This is a genomic window from Actinomadura kijaniata (assembly GCF_014138665.1).
GTDB classification, from domain to species: Bacteria; Actinomycetota; Actinomycetes; order Streptosporangiales; family Streptosporangiaceae; genus Spirillospora; species Spirillospora kijaniata.
Window position 1 is genome coordinate 575765 of record NZ_JACJIA010000003.1, and the last position, 20299, is coordinate 596063.

Here is a 20299-nt window from a genome sequence, read left to right on the forward strand (position 1 = left end):
GCTCTGCAGGCCCGCGTAGGCCGCGTTCAGGAACGTGGCCTTGCGCAGGGCGTCGTCGGGGTCCAGGCCGCGCGCCGTGAGGGCGGCGGCGACGAACTCCGCGCGGTCGGCCAGGAAGCGCGGGGTGTGCAGGCGGCCCGCGGCGGCCAGGCCCTCGATCTCGCGGATGAGGCGGGTGGCGGGCAGGTGCTCGGGGGCCAGGTGGCGCCGCCAGGAGTCGCGGACGATGCCGCCGACACCGCGCGGTATCGCTGCCGGCCGTGCCGGCGCTGACCGCCTCCCTGTCCCCCGCCGAACGCCGGGGCCACGACCTCGCGACGGTCATGGCGGGCCTGACCGGCGCGGTCGTGGTCGGCGTCCCGCTGGGCACGTGGATCGGCGCGGCGTTCGGCTGGCGCGCGACGTTCCTGCTGGTCGGAGCGCTCGGCCTGGGCTGCCTGGCGCTCACGCGCGCGGCCCTGCCGCAGGTCCCGCCCGCTCCCCCGCGCGCCTGTCCGCCCGCCTGCGACCCCTGCGGCTGCCCGCCGTGCTCGGCGTCCTGCTCGCCGCCGTGCTCGCCGTGCTGGGCAACCTCACGATCCAGACGTATCTGGCGGTGTTCCCGCGCGAGTCGGCCGCGGTGAACGCCGCGACGCTGGGCGCGGGCCGGGCGTTCGCGGCGGCGTCGGCGGCGTTCGCGGTGGCGATGGCCGGGCTGGCGGCGTGCTGGTGGCTGCGCCCGGTGCCGCCGGCGGCGGTCGTCCCGGCACTGCTGCTGTGGTCGGCGGCCGCGTGGGCGGTGCCGCCGCCGGTCCAGACCCGCGTGCTGGCGCTGGCCGGTCCGGACGACGGCCCGCAGGTGATGGCCCTGACCAGCAGCGCCGTCTACGTCGGCGCGTCGCTGGGCGGCGCGGCGGGCGGCCGGCTGCTGGCGTCCGGCGGCCCGGGGACGCTGCCCCCGGCGGCCGGGGCCTGCGCGCTGGCGGCGCTGGCGGCGTTCGCCGCTTTCGGGCACGCGACACCCTCCGCGCGTGCCGGAAAGAGCAGGGCGGATGGCTTCGAACATGATGACGGCCGTCGCGTCCGCCGGGAGAACCTCGCATGAGAACGAGCCGCTCCGCCGCGGCGTGGCGCACGCCCTACGGCGCCGGCGAGCACGCCGTCAGCGACCTCGGCGACACCGGGTGCGCGCCGTTCGAGGGCCGCCGCGACCGGACGGGCCCCGGCGCACGCCCCCTGAAACGGCGGACGCCCCCGCCCGGGAAACCCGGGCGGGGGCGTTCGTCAGGTTCGCGCTCAGCGGTCGTCGGAGACCGTGGTCTTCTGGACCTGGAGCAGGAACTCGGCGTTGGACTTGGTCTCCTTCATCTTCTCGATGAGGAGCTCCAGCGCCTGCTGGGTGTCGAGGGCGTGCAGGACGCGGCGCAGCTGCCAGACGACCCGCAGCTCCTCCGGCGCCATGAGGATCTCCTCCTTGCGGGTGGAGGACTGGTCGACGTCCACCGCGGGGAAGATCCGCTTGTCGGCGAGCTGACGGTTGAGCTTCAGCTCCATGTTGCCGGTGCCCTTGAACTCCTCGAAGATGACCTCGTCCATACGGGATCCGGTCTCCACCAGCGCGGTGGCGAGGATGGTCAGCGAGCCGCCGTTCTCGATGTTGCGGGCCGCGCCGAAGAACCGCTTGGGCGGGTACAGCGCGGTGGAGTCCACACCACCGGACAGGATGCGGCCCGACGCCGGCGCCGCCAGGTTGTAGGCGCGGCCCAGACGCGTGATCGAGTCCAGCAGGACGACCACGTCGTGCCCCAGCTCCACCAGGCGCTTGGCGCGCTCGATGGCCAGCTCGGCGACCGTGGTGTGGTCCTCGGCGGGACGGTCGAAGGTCGAGTGGATGACCTCGCCCTTCACCGTCCGCTGCATGTCGGTGACCTCTTCGGGACGCTCGTCGACCAGAACGACCATGAGGTGGCACTCGGGGTTGTTCTTGGTGATCGCGTTGGCGATGGCCTGCAGCACCATCGTCTTACCGGCCTTGGGCGGCGAGACGATCAGACCGCGCTGGCCCTTGCCGATCGGCGACACCAGGTCGATGATCCGGGTGGTCAGCACGCCCGGGTCGGTCTCCAGGCGCAGCCGCTCCTGCGGGTACAGCGGCGTGAGCTTGGAGAACTCGACGCGCTGCTTGGCCTGCTCGGGCTCCATGCCGTTGACCGTGTCCAGGCGGACCAGCGCGTTGAACTTCTCGCGCCGCTCGCCCTCGCGGGCCTGGCGGACCGCGCCGGTGATGACGTCGCCCTTGCGCAGGCCGTTCTTGCGGACCTGGGCCAGCGAGACGTACACGTCGTTCGGGCCGGGCAGGTAGCCGGTGGTCCGGACGAACGCGTAGTTGTCGAGGATGTCCAGGATGCCCGCGACCGGGATGAGGACGTCGTCCTCGCTGATCACCGGCTCCTCGTAACGCTCGCCGCGCCCGCCGCGGCCGCGGTTGCGCTCGCGGAACCGGCGACCCCGGCGGCCGCGGCCGCTGCCGTCGCCGTCGTCGTCGCCCTGACCGCCGCCCTGACCGCCGCCCTGCTGCTGGCCGCCGCCGCGCTGGCGGTTGCCCTGCTCGTCGCGGTTGCCGCGCTCACCGCGCTCGCTGCGGTCACCCCGCTCGCTGCGGTCACCCCGCTCGCCGCGCTCGCTGCGGTCACCGCGCTCACCGCGGTCGCCACGGTCACCGCGCTCGCCGCGGTCACCACGGTCACCGCGCTCGCCACGGTCACCACGGTCACCGCGCTCGCCACGGTCACGGCGGTTGCGCTGACGGCCGCCCTCGCGGCCGCTCTCACGACCGCCCTGGTTCTCGCCGTCCTCGGTCTTCTTCTCGGTCTTCTCCGCCTTGTCGGCGGCGGGCTTGTCGGCCTTGTCGGCCTTCTCCACCCGGACGTCGCCCTCGGCCCGGTCGGCCTTCTCCGGCTTCTCGGCCTTCTCGGGCTTGGCGGCGGTCTCGACGGGAGCCTCGACGGTGTCACGCTTGGCGGCGGTGCGCGTACGGCGCTGCCGAGCCGGAGCCTGCTCGGTCTTCGCCTGCTCAGCGGCTCCCTGCTCGCCCGCGGCCGAACCCTGCCCCTGGCCGCCCTGCTTCTCCTGGATGGCGGCGATGAGCTGGCTCTTGCGCATCCCCGTCACGCCGGTGATGCCGAGGCTGGACGCGAGCGCCTTGAGCTCGGGCAGCACCATGGCCGACAGGCCGGTACCGGTCCGGCGGCGCCGGGGGGTGGCACGCTCGGCGGTCTCGCCGGCGGAGGCCGTGCTGGAGGCGTCCGTAAGGAGTTCGCTGGATTCGCTCACTAAGGGTCCTTCCCAGGGAGCGGGCTTTGGCCGACGGTCGGCCAGGCAACCCGATGATGCGGCCCGGCGGGGGCGCCGAGTCGGGGTCCGCGGACCGAGAAAGGTCCGGGATCTGTGATTTCTGGGCACAGCCAGATGGTGGTCGGGACGGCTCGCTCGCTGGCCGGTCCGTTACCGCCACGTCCGAAGTCACACTGGATAGCCTGGCGACGGAGAGTCACGGCGACGGGAAGCCTCGTACGCGGGACCGACACGACCGGAGGGCCGGACAGGTGACGCGTGGCTGACGAGCACACGGCCCCGAACGGGGCATCTGGTGCGGCATTCAGCCTAACATCACCAGGGCACACTGCTATTCCCCAGAGGTCGATGTCTTCGCATTTTACCTACGTGGATCATCGCACCGGCCGGAGTGCCGCCCGAACGCCCGGTCCCGCACGGAAGCGGGATCGGAGGCCGGGTCCGTCAGTCGGGAACGCGAGCGCCGCGAGGGGCGACGTCCAGCGGGTGTATGTGCCACCCATTACCCACTTTCGCGGTCGTCGAATCAATCCGGTCCCCGGCCGTGAGGGCCAGGACCGTCGGCCCCGCGCCGGAGATCACCGCCGGGACGCCCTCGGCCCGCAGCGCGGCCACCAGTTCGGCCGACTCCGGCATGGCCGGGGCGCGGTACCCCTGGTGCAGGCGGTCCTCGGTGGCGTCCAGCAGGACGTCGTCCCCGAGGCCGCCGGTCAGCGCGGCGACCAGCAGGGCGGCGCGGCCCGCGTTGGCGGCGGCGTCGGCGTGCGGAACGGTCGCCGGCAGCAGCCCGCGCGCCTGCTCGGTCGCCACCCGCCGGTCCGGGACGAACGCCACGACCCGCCCGACCCGCGACTCCAGCCGGACGAGCCGGGGCCCGTCCGGCGTCGTCCAGGCGACGGTCAGCCCGCCCGCCAGGCACGGCGCGACGTTGTCGGGGTGGCCCTCGATCTCGGTGGCCAGGCGCAGCGCCGCGTCGTCGTCCAGCACCCGGCCGTGCGGGTGCAGGTGCCGCGCGGCGATCACGCCCGCCACGATCGCGGCCGAGGAGGAGCCCAGGCCGCGGCTGTGCGGGATGCGGTTGCGGCAGCGCAGCCGCAGCCCGGCGGGCTGGCCGAGGTCGCTCCCGGCCAGCCCGTCGATCTCCTCGAACGCGCGCCGCAGCACCCGGACGATCAGGTGCCGCTCGCCGCGGTCGGCGACCTCGGCCCCCTCGCCCTCGACCTCGATCTCCAGGCCACCGGCGGTGACCTGGACCTCGACATCGTCGTGCAGCGACAGCGCCAGCCCCAGGGAGTCGAACCCCGGGCCGAGGTTGGCGCTGGTCGCGGGCGCGTGCACCAGGACGGGCTCACCGGCCCAGCTCATGGAACCCCCAGGTAGGGAGACGGGGACCGCCCGGCGCGCGGACGGTCCCGTTCGTGCGGTGGCTAGGCCAGGCCGAGCGCGGAGGCGGCGGCGTGCGCGTCCACCTTGACGGTGGTCGGCGCGGGCGCCCCGGCGATGGCCCAGTCGGGGTCCTTGAGACCGTTTCCGGTCACGGTGCAGACGATCTTCGAGCCGCGCTCGATCTTCCCTTCCTCGGCGGCCTTCAGCAGGCCCGCGACGCTGGCGGCGGAGGCGGGCTCGACGAACACGCCCTCCTCGGCGGCCAGCAGCCGGTAGGCGGCCAGGATCTGCCGGTCGGTGACCGAGTCGATCGCGCCGCCCGACTCGTCGCGCGCGGCGATCGCCAGGTCCCAGGAGGCGGGGTTGCCGATGCGGATCGCCGTGGCGATCGTCTGCGGCTTCAGCACCGGCTCGCCCTTGACGAACGGCGCCGCGCCGCTGGCCTGGAAGCCCAGCATGCGCGGGGTCCGCGAGGCCACCCCGTCGGCGGCGTACTCCCGGTAGCCCATCCAGTACGCCGAGATGTTGCCGGCGTTGCCGACCGGCAGGCAGTGGATGTCGGGGGCGTCGCCGAGCGCGTCGACGATCTCGAACGCGGCCGTCTTCTGCCCCTGCAACCGGTACTTGTTGACCGAGTTGACGAGCGCGACCGGGTAGTCGACCGACAGCTTGCGGGCCAGCTCCAGGCAGTCGTCGAAGTTGCCGTCGACCTGCAGCAGCCGCGCGCCGTGCACCAGGGCCTGCGCCAGCTTGCCCATCGCGATCTTGCCCTGCGGGACCAGCACCGCGCAGGTCATCCCGGCCCGCACCGCGTACGCCGCCGCCGAGGCGGAGGTGTTGCCGGTGGAGGCGCAGATGACGGCCTTGGCGCCGTCCTCGGCCGCCTTGCTGATCGCCATGGTCATGCCCCGGTCCTTGAACGAACCGGTCGGGTTGGCGCCCTCGACCTTGAGACGGACCTCACAGCCGGTCAGCTGTGACAGCCGGTGCGCGGGGACCAGCGGGGTGCCGCCCTCCAGCAGCGTGACCACCGGCGTTCGCTCCGACACGGGCAGGCGGTCGCGGTACTCCTCGATGAGGCCGCGCCAGGCGCGGGCGGTCCCGTTCACGTCGATCTCCTCAGCTGACCTGCGGCTTTGCGCCGGATTCTAGACCCGGTAAGGGGTTATTCGTCGCCTTCGACGCGCATGACGCTCGCCACCTGGCGGACCATGGGGAAGGCGCGCAGCCCCTCCACGGTCGCCGACAGCGCGGCGTCGGGCGCCCGGTGCGTGACCACGACGAGCTGGGCGTCCTCGCCCATGCCCTCCTGCCGGACGGCCTTGATCGACACGCCGTGCCGGGCGAACTCCTCGGCGACCCCGGCCAGCACGCCCGGCTGGTCGGCGACGTCGAGCTGGATGTAGTAGCGGGTGGTGGTCTCGCCCATCGGCAGCACCGGCAGCTCGGCGTAGGTGACCTCGACGGGGCCGGTCGTGCCGGCGACCACGTTGCGGGCCACCGCCACCAGGTCGCCGAGGACGGCCGAGGCGGTCGGGGCGCCGCCGGCGCCCGCGCCGTAGAACATCAGCGAACCGGCGGACTCGGCCTCCACGAAGACGGCGTTGTACGCCTCGCGCACGCTGGCCAGCGGGTGCGACCGGGGGATCATCGCCGGGTAGACGCGCACCGAGACGCCGCGCCCGTTGCGGCCGTTCTCCTCGGGCACCCGCTCGCAGATGGCCAGCAGCTTCACGACGCTGTCCATCTCCTTGGCGCCCGCGACGTCGGCGGAGGTGACCTCGGTGATGCCCTCGCGGTGCACGTCGGCGGCGGTCACCGGCGTGTGGAACGCCAGCTGCGCCAGGATCGCCGCCTTGGCCGCCGCGTCGAAGCCCTCGACGTCCGCCGTGGGGTCGGCCTCGGCGTACCCGAGGGCCTGGGCCTCCTCCAGCGCCTCGTTGAACCCGGCGCCCTGGGTGTCCATCTGGTCGAGGATGTAGTTCGTCGTGCCGTTGACGATCCCCAGCACCCGGTGGACGTGGTCGCCGACGAGCGACTCCCGCAACGGCCGCAGCAGCGGGATCGCGCCCGCCACCGAGGCCTCGTAGTACAGGTCGACGCTGTACTCGCGGGCGGCCGCGAACAGCGTCGCGCCGTCCTCGGCCAGCAGCGCCTTGTTCGCGGTGATCACCGACTTGCCGGTCTTCATCGCCGCCAGGATCAGCGACCGGGCGGGCTCGATCCCGCCGATCACCTCGATGACGATGTCGACGTCGTCGCGGGTGACGAGGGCCTCGGCGTCGGTCGTCAGCAGCGCCCGGTCCACGCCCTCGCGGACCCGGTCGGGCCGCCGCACGGCGATCCCGACCAGCTCCAGGGGCGTGCCGACGCGCGCGGCCAGGTCGGCGGCCTGCTCGTTGAGCAGCCGCACCACCTCGGTGCCGACGACGCCACAGCCCAGTAGCGCCACCCGCAACGGTTTCACGCTTCGACCTCCGCATCGAGACGCAGCAGGTCGTCGTCGCTCTCGCGGCGGACGATGACCCGCGCCTTGCCGTTCCGGACCGCCACCACGGCGGGCCGGGGAATGTGGTTGTAGTTACTGGCCATCGATCGACAGTACGCACCGGTGGCCGCGACCGCCACCAGGTCCCCCGCCGCCAGATCCTCGGGCAGCCACAGGTCGCGTACGACGATGTCGCCGCTCTCGCAGTGCTTGCCGACGAGCCTGCTGAGCATCGGGGGCGCGTCGGAGGTCCGGCTGGCCAGGACGCAGGTGTACTCGGCGCCGTACAGGGCGGTGCGCAGGTTGTCGCTCATGCCCCCGTCGACGGAGACGTAGGTGCGCAGTCCCTCGACGTCCTTGACGGTGCCGACCTCGTACAGGGTAACCCCGCCCGGACCGACGATGGCCCGTCCGGGCTCCACGGTCAGCCGGGGCATGGCCAGCTCGTAGGCCCGGCACTCCCGCCCGACGATGTCCCGCAGCCGGTCGGCCATCTCCTTGGGGTCGATGGGCTCGTCGCCGTCGGTGTAGGCGATCCCGTAGCCCCCGCCGAGGTCCAGCTCGGGCAGCTCGATCCCGTGCTCGTCGCGGATCGCGACCAGCAGCCCGGCCAGCCGGTGGGCCGCGACCTCGAACCCGTCGGCGTCGAAGATCTGCGACCCGATGTGCGAGTGCAGCCCGACCAGCTCCAGCGCGTCGAGCGCCAGCACCCGGCGCACCGCCTCCAGGGCGGCGCCCGAGTTCCGCGAGAACCCGAACTTCTGGTCGTCGTGGGCGGTCGCGATGAACTCGTGCGTGTGGGCCTCGACACCGGTGGTGACCCGGATCATGACCTTGGGCCGGACCCCGCGTTCCCGCGCGAGGTACCCCAGCCGCGCGATCTCCTCGAACGAGTCGAGCACGATGCGCCCGACCCCGGCGTCCAGGGCCCGCTCCAGCTCCCACACGGCCTTGTTGTTGCCGTGCAGGGTGATCCGCTCCGCGGGGAAGCCCGCGGCCAGGGCGATGGAGAGCTCGCCCCCGCTGCACACGTCGAGCCCGAGCCCCTCCTCCTTGATCCACCGCGCGACCGCGGTGCACAGGAACGCCTTGCCCGCGTAGTGGACGTCCCCGTCATGGAACGCCTGCGCGTACTCCCGCGCCCGCGCCCGCACGTCGTCCTCGTCGTAGACGTACAGCGGCGTCCCGAACTCCTGCGCCAGGTCCCGGACGTCGACGCCGCCGATCCGGACGGCGCCGTCCCGCCGCCGGGAGCCGCGCGGCCACACCTGCGGCTCCAGCTCGTTCAGGTCGGCCGGAGGCGGCACCGGGTGGTCTTCGGGAAGGACGTCGGCGTGGCGCGGCCCCGCCGGGTGAACTCTGCTCATATCCGCTCTCTGGGTGTCTCACCGATCATGTTCATGCCGTTGGCCAAGGCGATGCGCGCGGCCTCCGCGAGGGTGACGCGGGCCCCGTGCACCGCCCCGGGTTTCTCATCGCCCCGGGGCAACGCCGGACATCGTTCATGAACGTCGTGATAGGCACCCGCGAGCCGTTCCAGGCACTTCACCAGCGCGCCGGGGTCGCGTTCCCGTTCGGCCTGCCGGGCCCGCCCGGGCAACTCCCCCAAGGCTCCCAGCAACGCCAGCTCCTCGTCCCGGACGAGCCCCACCGGTTCCCCCGGCCCGATCCCGAGCCCATCCGCCCATCTCCGCACCGCCGCGGCCCGCGCATAGGCGTACCGCACCGCGAACCCGGGGTTCTCCCAGGTCCGGGGCCACTCGTCCCATCCCCCGCCCGGCACGCGGGCGACCCCGTAGGAGTCCCCCGCGGCGATGACCTCCGCCGCCAGACTCCCCGGTTCCACGAAGACGACGACCATCCCCCGGGCGACCTCGGCCCGCAGCACCCCCGGCCACCGCGCCACCCGCCGGGCGAGATCCTCCGGATCCAGCCCCAGCCTCAACGCCACCGGACTGGCATAGACCCCCGGGCCCCGCCCCACGACATCGACCCCGTCCGGCGGCACGACACCACCCGCCACGGCGTCACGCACCGCGGCCACGAGGGCGTCACCGACATCGGCTGGGGTCACTCTGGTGAGACTATCTGACCACTATCTGGACACGGCAGCGAGTTTGCGCACAGTCTGGATCAGCACGTTGGGGTCGAACGGCTTGGTGACATAGGCGTCCACCCCGATCTCGTGCCCCCGCCGGATGTCGTGCTCCTGCGCCCGCGCCGTGATCATCACGACCCGGATGTGCGAGGTGGCCGGGTCCTCCCGCAACCGGCCGGCGGTCACCCACCCGTCCAGCCGGGGCATCATCACGTCCAAAGTGATCACATCGGGCCGGACCTCGCCGACCCGTTCAAGACAGTCCTGACCGTCCACCGCGGTCTCGACCTCGAACCCCTCCAACTGCAGGTTCACGGCGATCAGCTGCCGGATCACCTCATCGTCGTCGACGACCAGCACGCGTCCCAGTGGCTCGGTCACCCTCCCGAAGCTAGCCGACTCCCTCCCCCGACGCACGGCGAACGCCCACGTACGCACTACGCGTCGAACCCTGGTAGCCTTCTTCCCGTCGCACCGCAGAGACGAGCGACAGGGCCCCCTTAGCTCAGGGGATAGAGCAACGGCCTCCGGAGCCGTGTGCGCAGGTTCGAATCCTGCAGGGGGCACCTTACGACGACCGGCCCGATCTCCCGCTTGACCTGGGAGAACGGGCCGTTTGCATTCACCGAATGGTGTGGCATCAGGTGCCATCGATATACACCGTCGTGTGCGTGCCATACGCGTGCGGCCCGTGCGCTGTAGACCTTGTTGATCACCTCAACGCCGCTACCCGCTCACTCGGTCACCTGGCGGGGTGGGACACGGACGTTCAGCCAGAAGGTGATCGCGGCGTGACACAGGTCGCACGGAGGCCAGGCCAGGACCGACGCGGCCGTCTCGGGCGGTAGCGACAGTTTGCGCGCCCGGCGCCAGGTGCGCCCGCACCCGGACGGGAGCAGCAGCCCGCCGAAGAACGCCTCTTTCCCCCATTCGCCGTCTTCGATGGGCTATCCAGTCCAGCCCGTCGATGGAGTGGTCTTGGGGTGGCCACGTTGAACGGTGCGCTGGAGGATGTTGCAGAGAACACACCTGCGTCGTGTGCAGCAGCTGGACGATGCCGGTTTCCCGCCGAGCTTCTGCGCGCACGCGGGCAGCGCGGTTGTGATGTTCTTGGATTCGGCGAGGCCACCGACAGGCACTTTGCCCTTCTGCGCCCAGGCGAGAGCAGTGGCGATCCGGCTTGGCCGCTTCGCCTCCCGGTGGCTCTTGCTGGACGCCCAGCGTCGCATGGTGGAAAGACGCGGCTTTGCCGATATCTTGTTCCAGCGGTCGTCCACATATCCACAGGCGAACTTGTCCTAAGGCACGTTCGCAGCGGCGCGAAACAACGCAGGCGTTGGCGACGGCGGTGGACGTGCGGGGGTGCGGTCAGAGGCCTCGGTGCCGCTGAGAGCGTGGAACCGCTACCGGCTCCTGCATGCCAGACTTGCCGCATGACCGACCGTTGGCCCGAGATCGACGATCACATCGTCAACCATCGCATCCTTCCGGCCTTGATGATTTTGCGTGAGACGTTCGGCTACAACATTCCGCAGGCGATCGAGGCGTTCGACGCTCGGTGCCAATATCTTCGCGAGGTCCGGCCGGGTGACTTCACCGTGGGCCCCGAGGAGTACGGCAGGAACTTCTACAGCTGATGACCGAGATCCGGAACATGCGGGGAACAGGGCAGCGCGCTTGTGCACAGGTCGGCGGTTGCGTGGCCGGTGAGCTGGATAGCCCCTCCAGAGTCGTGTGCACGTATTTGAATCCTTCAGAGTGAACGTTCTCCTTGAGGATTTTTGAGCGAGGACGCGCGGATCACGCTTTGACAATTTCCTTGGAGATACTTCAGTTTAATTGTTCTGACTTTTGAGTACCGTGGGCATTGGTAGGACCTTGCGGTGGGTAAGGCAGCTTGCGGACGTGACGGGAGCCAGCTCCTCCGGTGTCGCTTTTGGGTTCTGGGCGACGCTTTCTTATGGGGCGGGCTTCGTCGGGGTTCTTGGTCAGCTTCAGGGGGTCTGAGGGGCATGCGCCTCAGGGCGGCGGTGGTCTCGTTGGTCGCGGGGGCGGCGCTGGCTTCGGGGACCGGGTCGGTGGCTGTGGCTTCGCCGGTTGTCGTGGTGGTGACGCCTGCCCGGGAGACGCCGGTGGAGATTTCTGCTGCCGAGCTTGAGGATTTGAGGGTTGTTGCCCGGAGTGACGGGATCGGGGTTGGGGAGGCGGTTCGGCGGTGGGGGTGGCAGAACTCCTTTCTGGAGGTGACCGGCAGGCTTCAGGGGCGGTATCCGGGCGAGTACTCGGGGGCTGAGATCACTGGGGAGGGCAGTGGGGCGTGGATCGGGTTCAAGGGGACCGTTCCTCCCGAGGCGGTCGTTCTGGCTCGTACGCTGCCGGTGCCGGTTCGGCTCATCGGGAACAAGGGGTTCTCCGAGAAGGAGCTGAACGATGCCACCGTCGACAACTTCTTCCGTATTGCCGGGCATCCTGGCGTCGAGACCGCTGAGGGTGGTTACGAGATCGCCAGCGGGGCGATCGATATTTCCGTGGCGGCGCGGGCCCCTCTGAGTGCTGACGAACGCAGGCGGCTGCTCAGGGGGCGGGCCAAGGCTCCGATCACCGTCAATGTCACGTTTGTCGACAGGGTGGACGCCTCCCCCAAAACGCACATGCGCGGTGGTGGCTTTCTCAACGGGGACGGCATCTGCACCGCGGCGTTCACCGTTCGCAAGGGCAGGGCGCGGGGTGTCGCCACCGCTCATCACTGCTCGCGGGGGAACTCCAGGTTCCGGTTCTACAATCATCATCACCGAGGGAGATTCACGACCATCAAACGTCGCGGCTCGCACGGAGGCCGTTACGGTGACATGGCGTGGTACTCCTCGGGGAGGTACAAGGCCGTTCCCTGGTTCTACTACGCGCCGAACAAGAAGCGCGGGGTCAAGCTGTACAGGCGGCCCAGGGTGGGGCAGAAAATCTGCAACTACGGTCGTTTCACCCACGCGAAATGCACCAAGGTCTACAAGAACGGGCAGTGCGTCAAGTACGCGGGGCTGCCCAGGTACTGCGGCCTGACCGCCGTTCGCGGGGAGGTGACGCGAAGGGGTGACAGCGGCGGACCCTGGTACTGGGGGAACGGCGCCTACGGCATCCTGTCCGGCGCCAAGCGCATCGACCGCCGGACGCGCGACCTCTTCACTCCTGTGGCGGGGATGTACGAGGCGATGGGCGTCTCGGTGTACCTGTCATAGCTCGATCAACCGCCGGGAGCCCGAGATGACGACCCGTTCGGTGACCGTCGCGGTCGCGCTGGCGCTGGGGGCCGCGGCATGCGGCGGCAAGGGGATCGACCGCACCGGGGACGATCCGATCGTTCTGGTCCATCACGGCTATGACGGCGAGCCGCGGATCATGTACGTCGGGCGGCTCGTGTACGACCCCGCCAGTCGCTGCCTGCACTTCGCGTTCGAGTCGGGGAGCCGCCGGGCGCCCGTGTGGCCCAAGGGCACCGAGCCCGTCCGCGGGGGCGGCAAGCGCGGTGTCAACGTCCCCGGGTTCGGTGACCTGCTCGAAGGGGAGAGGTTCAGCACCGGGGGCGGCGGTGACGTCGGCAGGGCGCCGAAGGGGCTTCCCGCCTCCTGCGTGCCCAAGGGCGGGATCATCGTCTTCAACGAGGAGATCGAGCGCCAGAAGTGACCGCCCTTGCCTCGGTAAGGTCGCTTGATGGATTACTCCGTGTTTTGCCAGGGGCTTCTGGAGCCCCGGCGGGAACGGCTCGGGGACGTTCGGGACGCGCTGGCGGGCGGGGACGGGCCGGGGGCCGTGTGGCGGGCGCTCGTCGGGGACGAGCCGTGGCGGCGCTTCCTGCACTTCGTCGCCTGTCCCCGGTGTCGCGGCGGGGGCACCGTCGGCGGATACGACTCGGACATGGAGTGGGAAGAGGACGCCTGGACCTGCGGGGAGTGCCGGGCCACCGGGGTGCGGCCCGGCGCCCTCGTGGACGGGGTCCCCGACGAACGGCATGTCGTGGCCCTGGCCTCCGCGCCCGGGGCCGTGCGGCGGGCCGAGGAGCTGGCCTGGCGGTTCGCGGCGGAGCTGGAGCCCTGGGGGGTGCCCTCCCCGGAACGGCTGGTCTGGCGGGTCGGCGGGCGCGTCTACGAGGCGGGGGTGCCCCACGACCTGGCCTTCGCCTTGCGGGAGTTGTTCACGCGGCACTGGGCGGAGGAGCTGGCCGGGTTCCGCGACGGGATCGGGGTCGCTCTGCCCTGGGGCACCAAGGACTCCTGCTACTCCGAAGCGCACCGGCAGGCCGAGATGCACGCCGGGTGGGAGGCGGCCGCGCGGCTCGGGCTGCGGGTGCCGGACGAGATCACGGTGTTCGGGCGGCCGGTGGGGTTCGCGGCCGGGGGCGCGTCGTTCGGTGACCTCGCCAACCCGTACGCCTCCCTGCTGGAGATCTGGCGGGTCGGGTTCGCGCTGGACGATGTGGCGGAGGGGGTTGTCTCGCTCTACGCCCGCCCGCCACGCTGACGGCGGTAGGAACACAAGAGGTCGTGTGGGGAGAGCGCATGCGGTTGGTGGTGTCGCAGACCGCCCGGAGCGGGTTCCGGAACCTGTTGGACGCGCTCGAAACACCGTTGCCCGCCGGGGTCCCCCGCCGTATCGCCGTCGAGCCCGGGCAGTACCGGGCCCCGTCGTACCGCTACTGGAACACCCTGGAGATCGTCGCGGTGCGGGGGCCGGGGTCGGTCGTGCTGGACTGCGCGGACGACTACCTGCTCCAGGTCGAGGGGCAGGTCACGCTGCGGGGTCTCGTGCTGCGCAACTGGAACGACAACGGCACCGTCGTCAACGTCACCGGGGGCACGCTCGCGGCCGAGGACTGCGAGTTCGTCGCCGCGTCCGGCAAGGCGATCAGCGCGTGGAACGGGGCCGAGCTGTTCGTGCGGCGGGGCACCGTGCGGGACGGCGCGATCGTGCTGTCCGACGCGGCCGGGGTCATCGAGAACACGCTGGTGACCGACGCCAGGCTGTGCGGGGTCGCCCTGCACAGCGGGAGCCGGGTGACGTTGCGCGACGTGCTCGTGCGCAACGCCGGGGAGCACGGCTTCTGGGTGAACACCGGATCGGCCCCGCTGCTGGACCAGTGCGTGGTCGAGGACGCCGCGGCCGGGGGCGTCGTCATCCAGAACCGCTCCGCCGTCACCGTCCGGGGCGGGGCCGTCCGCCGGTCCGGGCAGGGCGGGCTGGTCGTGCGGGAGAACTCCACCGCGACCGCCGAGGGCATGGTGATCGAGGGCGCCGGGGGCTTCGGGGTCCTGGTCACCGACTCGGCGCGGCTGACGGCGCGGGGGCTGGCCGTGCGGGACGCCGGGCTGGCGGGCGTCCTGGTGGACGGCGGGGGGACGGCCGAGTTCGAGGCCTGCGACGTGTCCGGGGCCGCCCAGCAGGGGGTGGCGGTGGGCGAGGCGAGCGGCTGCGTGTTCACCGGGGGCTCGCTGACGGGGTGCGACCTCGGGGCGGGCGTCACCGGGGACGGCGCGTCGCTGACGTTGGCCGGGACGCGCGTCAGCGGCAACACCGCCGCCGGGGCCGCGGCCGACCCGGGCACCCGGATGACGCTGCGGGACTGCACGATCACCGGCAACGAGGGGGCCGGGATCATGGCGAGCCCGGAGGCCCGGCTGGAGGTGGCGGGGGCGACGGTCTCGTCCGACAACGGCGCGCCCGACGACCTGGAGGCGCGGGTCCACGTCGACTCGGAGGGCGGTCCCGTCGGGCAGGCCCCGCCGAAGGCGTCCCCCGCGCCGGGCGGGACCGCCGCGTCCGGCGCCGGGGAGGGGCCCCCGGACGTGGACGCCCTGCTGGCCGAGCTCGACGCGATGATCGGGCTGCGGGAGGTCAAGCAGGAGATCCACAAGCTGGTGAAGTTCCTGCGGATCGCCGAGCAGCGGCGGAGGGCGGGGCTGCCCGAGGGGCCGGTGATCGGGCGGCACGTGGTGTTCTCCGGGTCGCCCGGCACCGGGAAGACGACCGTCGCGCGGCTGTACGGGAGGCTGCTCGCGGCGCTCGGGGCCGTTCCCGGTGACCGGTTCGTCGAGGCGTCGCGGTCCGACCTGGTGGGGAAGGTCCTCGGGGAGACGACGCAGAAGACCGCGGCGGTGTTCGAGAGCGCGCGCGGCGGGGTGCTGTTCGTCGACGAGGCGTACGCGCTGGCGCGGCGGTTCGGGACCGGGAGCGACTTCGGGCAGGAGGCCATCGACACGCTCGTGAAGCTGATGGAGGACCACCGCGACGAGGCGGCGGTGGTGTTCGCCGGGTACTCCGCGGAGATGCGCGAGTTCCTGTCCGCCAACCCGGGGCTGGAGTCGCGGGTCTCCCGGACGATCGAGTTCGAGGACTACAGCCCGGCCGAGCTCACCGAGATCGTGCGGCGGATGGCGGGCGGCTACGGGTTCCGGCTCGCCGACGAGACCGGGCGGGTGCTGCTGGAGCACTTCCGGCGGGCGCGGCGCGACGAGCACTTCGGCAACGGGCGCGAGGCGCGGCGGATCTTCGAGGCGGCGCTCGGGCAGCAGGCGCTGCGGCTGGCCGACGCCGCGGAGCCGCCGTCGGCCGACGATCTGGTGCTGCTGCTGCCCGAGGACCTGGAGGGGGTCGTCGAGCGGGGGCTCGGCGTGCGGGCCGGGGAGGCGCGCGACGGCGGGCAGGCCGAGGCGGTGCGGGCCCGGCTGGACGCGATGATCGGCCTGGAGCCGGTCAAGCAGCGCGTCCGGGACGTGCTGGACCTGATCGAGACGACGCTGCGCCGGGAACGGGCCGGGCTGCCCGCCGAGCCGGTCTCCGGCCACCTGGTCTTCGCGGGCCCGCCCGGCACCGGCAAGACGACGGTCGCGCGCCTGTACGGGGAGCTGCTGGCGGCCCTGGGGTTCCTGGCGCGCGGGCAGGTCGTGGAGGTGTCGCGGGCGGACCTGGTCGGGGAGTACGTCGGGCACACCGCCGCCCGCACGCGGGCGGCGTTCGAGAGGGCGCGGGGCGGGGTGCTGTTCGTCGACGAGGCGTACGCGCTGGCGCGGCCGGCCGGAACGGGGCACGACTTCGGGCAGGAGGCCATCGACACGCTCGTGAAGCTGATGGAGGACCACCGCGACGAGGTCGTGGTGATCGTCGCGGGGTACACCGCGGAGATGGCGGGCTTCCTGGCCGCCAACCCGGGGCTGGCCTCGCGGTTCTCCATGACGGTCGACTTCCCGCCCTACGGGCGCGAGGAGCTGGTGTCCATCCTGGTGAAGCAGGCCGACGACGCCGGGTTCACCGTGACCGACGACGCGCTGGACGCCGTGCGCGGCCACCTCGCCGCGCACGCCGACGCGTTCGACACCGGCAACGGCCGCGAGGTCCGCAAGCTGTTCGAGGCGATGCGGACCGCGCACGCCCGGCGGATCGCACGGACGGAACGCGCCGGGGAGCGGGTCCCCACGGCCGAACTGGGACTGCTCCGCCGCGAGGACGTTCCCTGATCCGGGCCGGGACCGCCCGGACGACGTGCGCGGAGCGGGCGGGGTAGGGGAAAGCCCACCTCGGGGGGTGGTGTGGGTCTCCTTACCGGGAGGCTCGGCGTTGTTTCACTCGGGGGCATGGACAACCGACTGGCGATGGCCAGGACGCGGATCGGTGACGTGGACGCCCTGCGGGGATTCGCGTTGCTGGGGATCTTCCTCGTCAACATCACTTTCATGGCGTCGGGATATCCGGGGAACCTGGTGGACGATCCCGATTTCGCGTCCCCTCTCGACGACGCCGTGCGGATGACGTCGTCGGTGTTCGTGGACATGAAGTTCTATCTGCTGTTCTCGTTCCTGTTCGGGTACAGCTTCACGTTGCAGATGGACGCGGCGGCGCGGGCGGGGGCGCGGTTCGGGCCGCGGATGCTGCGGCGGGTCGGCGGGCTGTTCGCGCTGGGGGCGCTGCACATCGTGTTCCTGTACGGCGGGGACGTGCTGACGACCTACGCGGTCGTCTGCCTGGTGCTGCTCCTGATGCGGAACGTCCGGGACCGCACGGCGCTGTGGACGGCGGCCGGGCTCTACGCCGCCGTGCTGCTCAGCCTCGTGGCGGGCGCGCTGCTGGTGGACCGGTCGGCGTTCCTGCCCGCCAGGGCCGAGGCGCTGGCCAACGCCGAGCAGACCACGCGGGCCCTGCTCGGCGGGTGGGGCGACATCATCGGCGAGCACCTGGCGGGGCTGCCGCTGCTGGTCGTGCAGGCGGTGTCGCTCCAGGGCCCGGCGGCGCTGGCGGCGTTCCTGGTCGGGATGGTCGTGGGGCGGCGCGGGCTGCTGGTGGGCGTGCGCGGCGACGAGCCGGTGCTGCGGCGGATCCAGGCCGTCGGGTTCCCGGTCGGGATCGCCGGGGGCGTGCTGTACGCGGTCGGCGGCGGGAACGCCGACACCTTCGCCGTCGCCGCGAGCTTCGCCACCGCGCCGCTGCTGACCGCCGCGTACGTGGCGACGCTGCTGCGGGTCGTGCACGCCCCGTGGGGCGGGGCCGTGCGGGACGCGCTGGCCCCGGCGGGGCGGATGGCGCTGACGAACTACCTCGGGCAGGCGCTGGCCGGGCTGCTGGTCTTCACCGGGATCGGGCTGGGGCTGGCCGGGGCGCTGTCGCCGCTGGAGACGCTCGGTGTCGCGGTGGTGGTGTTCGCGCTCCAGCTGGCGGCGAGCGCGTGGTGGCTGCGGGGGCACCGGTACGGGCCCGCCGAGTGGCTGCTGCGGTGGGTGACCAACGCGCGGCGGCCCGCCTGGCGGGCCTGACGGCCCCGCCAGGCGGGGTGGGCCCGGCGTGCGCGGGGGCACGCCGGGCCGTCGTCATGGCCGGGGGCCGTGCCGGGTCAGCCCGCCGCGACGATCCGCCGCGCGACGCCGTCGGGGACCTCCGCGTAGGAGTCGAGCAGCATCGTGTACGCCGCGCGGCCTGAGCTCAGGCCGCGCAGGTCCCCGACGTAGCCGAACATCTCCGCGAGCGGCACCAGCGCCTCCACGACGCGTGCGCCCCGGCGCTCGCCCATGGCGCGGACCTGGCCGCGCCGGGCGCCGATGTCGCCGATGACCTCGCCTGTGTACTCGTCGGGGGTGGTGACCTCGACGGCCATCACCGGTTCGAGCAGCACGGGCCCGGCGCGCCGGACCGCCTCCCGGAACGCCCGCGACCCGGCGGTCTTGAACGCCGGCTCCGAGGAGTCCACGTCGTGGAAGTCGCCGTCCAGCAGCGTCACGCGGACGCCGGTCATCTCGAAGCCCGCCAGGACGCCGCTCCGCATGGCCTCCTGGCAGCCCGCGTCGACGGCCGGGACGTACTCGCGCGGGACGCGCCCGCCGGTCACCCGGTTGACGAACTCGTAGGTCGCGTCCCCCTCGGTGATCGGCTCGACGGTGATCTGGACCCTGGCGTACTGGCCGTGGCCGCCGGACTGCTTCTTCCACGTGAAGTCCACCTTCTCGACGGTCCGGCGGATCGTCTCGCGGTAGGCGACGCGCGGCCGGCCGACGTTGGCCTCGACGTCGAACTCCTCCCTCAGCCGGTCGATCTGGATCTCCAGGTGCAGCTCGCCCATGCCGCCGACGATGGTCTGGCCGCTGCGCGGGTCGGCGCGGACCTGGAACGAGGGGTCCTCCTCGGCCAGCCGCCCGAGCGCGTGCGTCAGCCTCTCCCGGTCGGCCCGGGTCCGCGGCTCGACCGCGATCTCCAGCACCGGGGCGGGGAAGTCCATCGCGTCCAGCACCACCGGGTGCGCCGGGTCGCAGAGCGTCTCGCCGGTCGTGGTCTGTTTCAGGCCCATGACCGCGACGATGTCGCCCGCGCCCGCCGCGCCGATCTCCTCGCGGCGGTTGGCGCGCATCCGGTAGATCTTGCCGATGCGCTCCTTCCGTCCGCGCAGGGGGTTCAGCACGGTCGCACCGGTCTCCAGGCGGCCCGAGTACAGGCGCACGAACGTCAGGCGGCCCAGGTGCCGGTCGCTCATGACCTTGAACGCCAGCGCGGCCAGTGGCGCGCCGTCGTCCGCGGGCCGGCCCTCGACGGGCGGCACGTCCAGCGGCGACGGCAGGTACCGCACGATCGCGTCCAGCAGGGGCTGCACGCCCTTGTTGCGGAACGCGGTCCCGCACAGCACCGGCGTCGCCGCCGAGGAGAGCGTGAGACGGCGGATCGCGGCGTGGGTCTCCGCCTCGGTGGGCTCGTCGCCGCCGAGGTAGGTCTCCATGAACTCCTCGTCGTGCTCGGCCACCGCGCCCAGCAGGCGGGAACGCGCGCGCTCGGCCTCGGCCGCCAGCCCGGCGGGGACCGCGACGGTCTCGGGGGCCTCGCCGAGCCCGGCGTCGGCGGGCCAGAGGAGGGCCTCCATCGCGACCAGGTCGATCACGCCCCGGAAGCCGCCCTCGGCCCCGACGGGGAGCTGGACGACCAGCGGGAGCGCGCCGAGGCGTTCGGCGATCATCTCCACGGTGCGGGACAGGTCGGCGCCGGTGCGGTCGAGCTTGTTGACGAAGCACAGGCGCGGGACGCCGTACCGGTCGGCCTGCCGCCACACCGTCTCGGACTGCGGCTCGACCCCGGCGACGCCGTCGAACACCGCGACCGCGCCGTCGAGGACGCGCAGGCAGCGTTCGACCTCGATGGTGAAGTCGACGTGGCCGGGCGTGTCGATGAGGTTGATCGTGTGCTCGACGCCGTCCAGGGCCCAGCGGCAGGAGACGGCGGCGGAGGTGATGGTGATGCCGCGGTCGCGTTCCTGCTTCATCCAGTCGGTGACGGCCGCGCCGTCATGGACCTCGCCGATGCGGTGGGAGACGCCGGTGTAGAACAGGACGCGTTCGGTGGTCGTCGTCTTTCCCGCGTCGATATGGGCCATGATCCCGATGTTCCGGACGGTGGAGAGGTGAGGGATTGTGGTGCGCATCGGGCATAGCCCTCCTTACTTGTATCGCGCGTGAAAACGAACGCGTGCGACGCTATAC

At 72.3% G+C, this 20299-nt stretch carries 16 protein-coding genes and 1 tRNA gene; 9 read left to right on the forward strand and 8 right to left on the reverse strand.

Annotation, left to right across the window (positions count from 1 at the left end):
• Positions 1 to 251: 251 nt before the first annotated feature.
• Together HNR61_RS14865 and HNR61_RS14870 are read left to right on the forward strand one after the other, a co-directional pair.
• Positions 252 to 623, forward strand: a complete 372-nt coding sequence (locus HNR61_RS14865) for an MFS transporter (protein WP_281400455.1) — start codon at positions 252 to 254, stop codon at positions 621 to 623.
• Positions 527 to 1084 (forward strand): hypothetical protein, encoded by a 558-nt coding sequence (locus HNR61_RS14870; RefSeq protein WP_182843705.1) that lies wholly within the window; start codon positions 527 to 529, stop codon positions 1082 to 1084. Before HNR61_RS14865 ends, HNR61_RS14870 begins: the two co-directional genes overlap by 97 nt.
• A 191-nt stretch (positions 1085 to 1275) precedes the next feature.
• On the opposite strand, the gene rho is transcribed toward HNR61_RS14870, so the two are convergent.
• The 7 genes from rho to HNR61_RS14905 form a co-directional block, all read right to left on the reverse strand.
• Positions 1276 to 3312 carry a transcription termination factor Rho gene (gene rho, locus HNR61_RS14875; protein WP_182843706.1) on the reverse strand — a complete coding sequence of 679 codons (2037 nt, stop codon included), beginning with the start codon at positions 3310 to 3312 and terminating at the stop codon, positions 1276 to 1278.
• Positions 3313 to 3777: 465 nt separating this feature from the next.
• Positions 3778 to 4698, reverse strand: a complete 921-nt coding sequence (gene thrB / locus HNR61_RS14880) for a homoserine kinase (protein WP_182843707.1) — start codon at positions 4696 to 4698, stop codon at positions 3778 to 3780.
• A 62-nt stretch (positions 4699 to 4760) separates the two neighbouring features.
• A complete protein-coding gene (gene thrC / locus HNR61_RS14885; RefSeq protein WP_182843708.1) occupies positions 4761 to 5828 on the reverse strand; it encodes a threonine synthase in 1068 nt (355 codons plus the stop codon).
• A gap of 56 nt (positions 5829 to 5884) precedes the next feature.
• Positions 5885 to 7186, reverse strand: coding sequence for a homoserine dehydrogenase (locus HNR61_RS14890; RefSeq protein ID WP_312897911.1), 1302 nt, complete (start codon positions 7184 to 7186; stop codon positions 5885 to 5887).
• The gene (lysA, locus tag HNR61_RS14895; RefSeq protein ID WP_182843709.1) at positions 7183 to 8574 is read right to left on the reverse strand and encodes a diaminopimelate decarboxylase; all 1392 of its coding nucleotides are present in this window, start codon (positions 8572 to 8574) and stop codon (positions 7183 to 7185) included. Before lysA ends, HNR61_RS14890 begins: the two co-directional genes overlap by 4 nt.
• Positions 8571 to 9281 carry a DALR anticodon-binding domain-containing protein gene (locus HNR61_RS14900; RefSeq protein WP_182843710.1) on the reverse strand — a complete coding sequence of 237 codons (711 nt, stop codon included), beginning with the start codon at positions 9279 to 9281 and terminating at the stop codon, positions 8571 to 8573. The genes lysA and HNR61_RS14900 overlap by 4 nt, the downstream gene beginning before the upstream one ends.
• 21 nt (positions 9282 to 9302) lie before the next feature.
• Positions 9303 to 9665 (reverse strand): response regulator transcription factor, encoded by a 363-nt coding sequence (locus HNR61_RS14905; protein WP_067813959.1) that lies wholly within the window; start codon positions 9663 to 9665, stop codon positions 9303 to 9305.
• A 134-nt stretch (positions 9666 to 9799) separates the two neighbouring features.
• Here HNR61_RS14905 and HNR61_RS14910 point away from each other — a divergent pair.
• From HNR61_RS14910 to HNR61_RS49160, 7 genes are all read left to right on the forward strand, one after another.
• Positions 9800 to 9871 (forward strand) — tRNA-Arg (locus HNR61_RS14910).
• 867 nt (positions 9872 to 10738) lie between these two features.
• A complete protein-coding gene (locus tag HNR61_RS14915; RefSeq protein WP_182843711.1) occupies positions 10739 to 10942 on the forward strand; it encodes a hypothetical protein in 204 nt (67 codons plus the stop codon).
• A gap of 375 nt (positions 10943 to 11317) precedes the next feature.
• Complete coding sequence (locus HNR61_RS14920; RefSeq protein ID WP_182843712.1) at positions 11318 to 12538, forward strand: S1 family peptidase; 1221 nt, start codon at positions 11318 to 11320, stop codon at positions 12536 to 12538.
• A 25-nt stretch (positions 12539 to 12563) separates the two neighbouring features.
• Positions 12564 to 12983 carry a hypothetical protein gene (locus HNR61_RS14925; RefSeq protein WP_182843713.1) on the forward strand — a complete coding sequence of 140 codons (420 nt, stop codon included), beginning with the start codon at positions 12564 to 12566 and terminating at the stop codon, positions 12981 to 12983.
• A 27-nt stretch (positions 12984 to 13010) separates the two neighbouring features.
• Positions 13011 to 13817 carry a hypothetical protein gene (locus HNR61_RS14930; protein WP_182843714.1) on the forward strand — a complete coding sequence of 269 codons (807 nt, stop codon included), beginning with the start codon at positions 13011 to 13013 and terminating at the stop codon, positions 13815 to 13817.
• Between the two features lie 38 nt (positions 13818 to 13855).
• Positions 13856 to 16807, forward strand: a complete 2952-nt coding sequence (locus HNR61_RS14935) for an AAA family ATPase (RefSeq protein WP_182843715.1) — start codon at positions 13856 to 13858, stop codon at positions 16805 to 16807.
• Between the two features lie 117 nt (positions 16808 to 16924).
• Positions 16925 to 18097, forward strand: a complete 1173-nt coding sequence (locus tag HNR61_RS49160; protein ID WP_182843716.1) for a DUF418 domain-containing protein — start codon at positions 16925 to 16927, stop codon at positions 18095 to 18097.
• Between the two features lie 77 nt (positions 18098 to 18174).
• Here HNR61_RS49160 and fusA read toward each other — a convergent pair whose 3' ends face one another.
• Positions 18175 to 20241, reverse strand: coding sequence for an elongation factor G (gene fusA / locus HNR61_RS14945; protein ID WP_182843717.1), 2067 nt, complete (start codon positions 20239 to 20241; stop codon positions 18175 to 18177).
• Positions 20242 to 20299: the final 58 nt, after the last annotated feature.

What these genes read in the sequence shown, in the direction of transcription:
- thrB (WP_182843707.1), bottom strand. Translation starts at nt 4,698, where the DNA reads ATGAGCTGGGCCGGTGAGCCCGTCCTGGTGCACGCGCCCGCGACCAGC.
- lysA (WP_182843709.1), bottom strand. Translation starts at nt 8,574, where the DNA reads ATGAGCAGAGTTCACCCGGCGGGGCCGCGCCACGCCGACGTCCTTCCC.
- HNR61_RS14915 (WP_182843711.1), top strand. Translation starts at nt 10,739, where the DNA reads ATGACCGACCGTTGGCCCGAGATCGACGATCACATCGTCAACCATCGC.
- HNR61_RS14920 (WP_182843712.1), top strand. Translation starts at nt 11,318, where the DNA reads ATGCGCCTCAGGGCGGCGGTGGTCTCGTTGGTCGCGGGGGCGGCGCTG.
- HNR61_RS14925 (WP_182843713.1), top strand. Translation starts at nt 12,564, where the DNA reads ATGACGACCCGTTCGGTGACCGTCGCGGTCGCGCTGGCGCTGGGGGCC.
- HNR61_RS14930 (WP_182843714.1), top strand. Translation starts at nt 13,011, where the DNA reads ATGGATTACTCCGTGTTTTGCCAGGGGCTTCTGGAGCCCCGGCGGGAA.
- HNR61_RS14935 (WP_182843715.1), top strand. Translation starts at nt 13,856, where the DNA reads ATGCGGTTGGTGGTGTCGCAGACCGCCCGGAGCGGGTTCCGGAACCTG.
- HNR61_RS49160 (WP_182843716.1), top strand. Translation starts at nt 16,925, where the DNA reads ATGGACAACCGACTGGCGATGGCCAGGACGCGGATCGGTGACGTGGAC.
- fusA (WP_182843717.1), bottom strand. Translation starts at nt 20,241, where the DNA reads ATGCGCACCACAATCCCTCACCTCTCCACCGTCCGGAACATCGGGATC.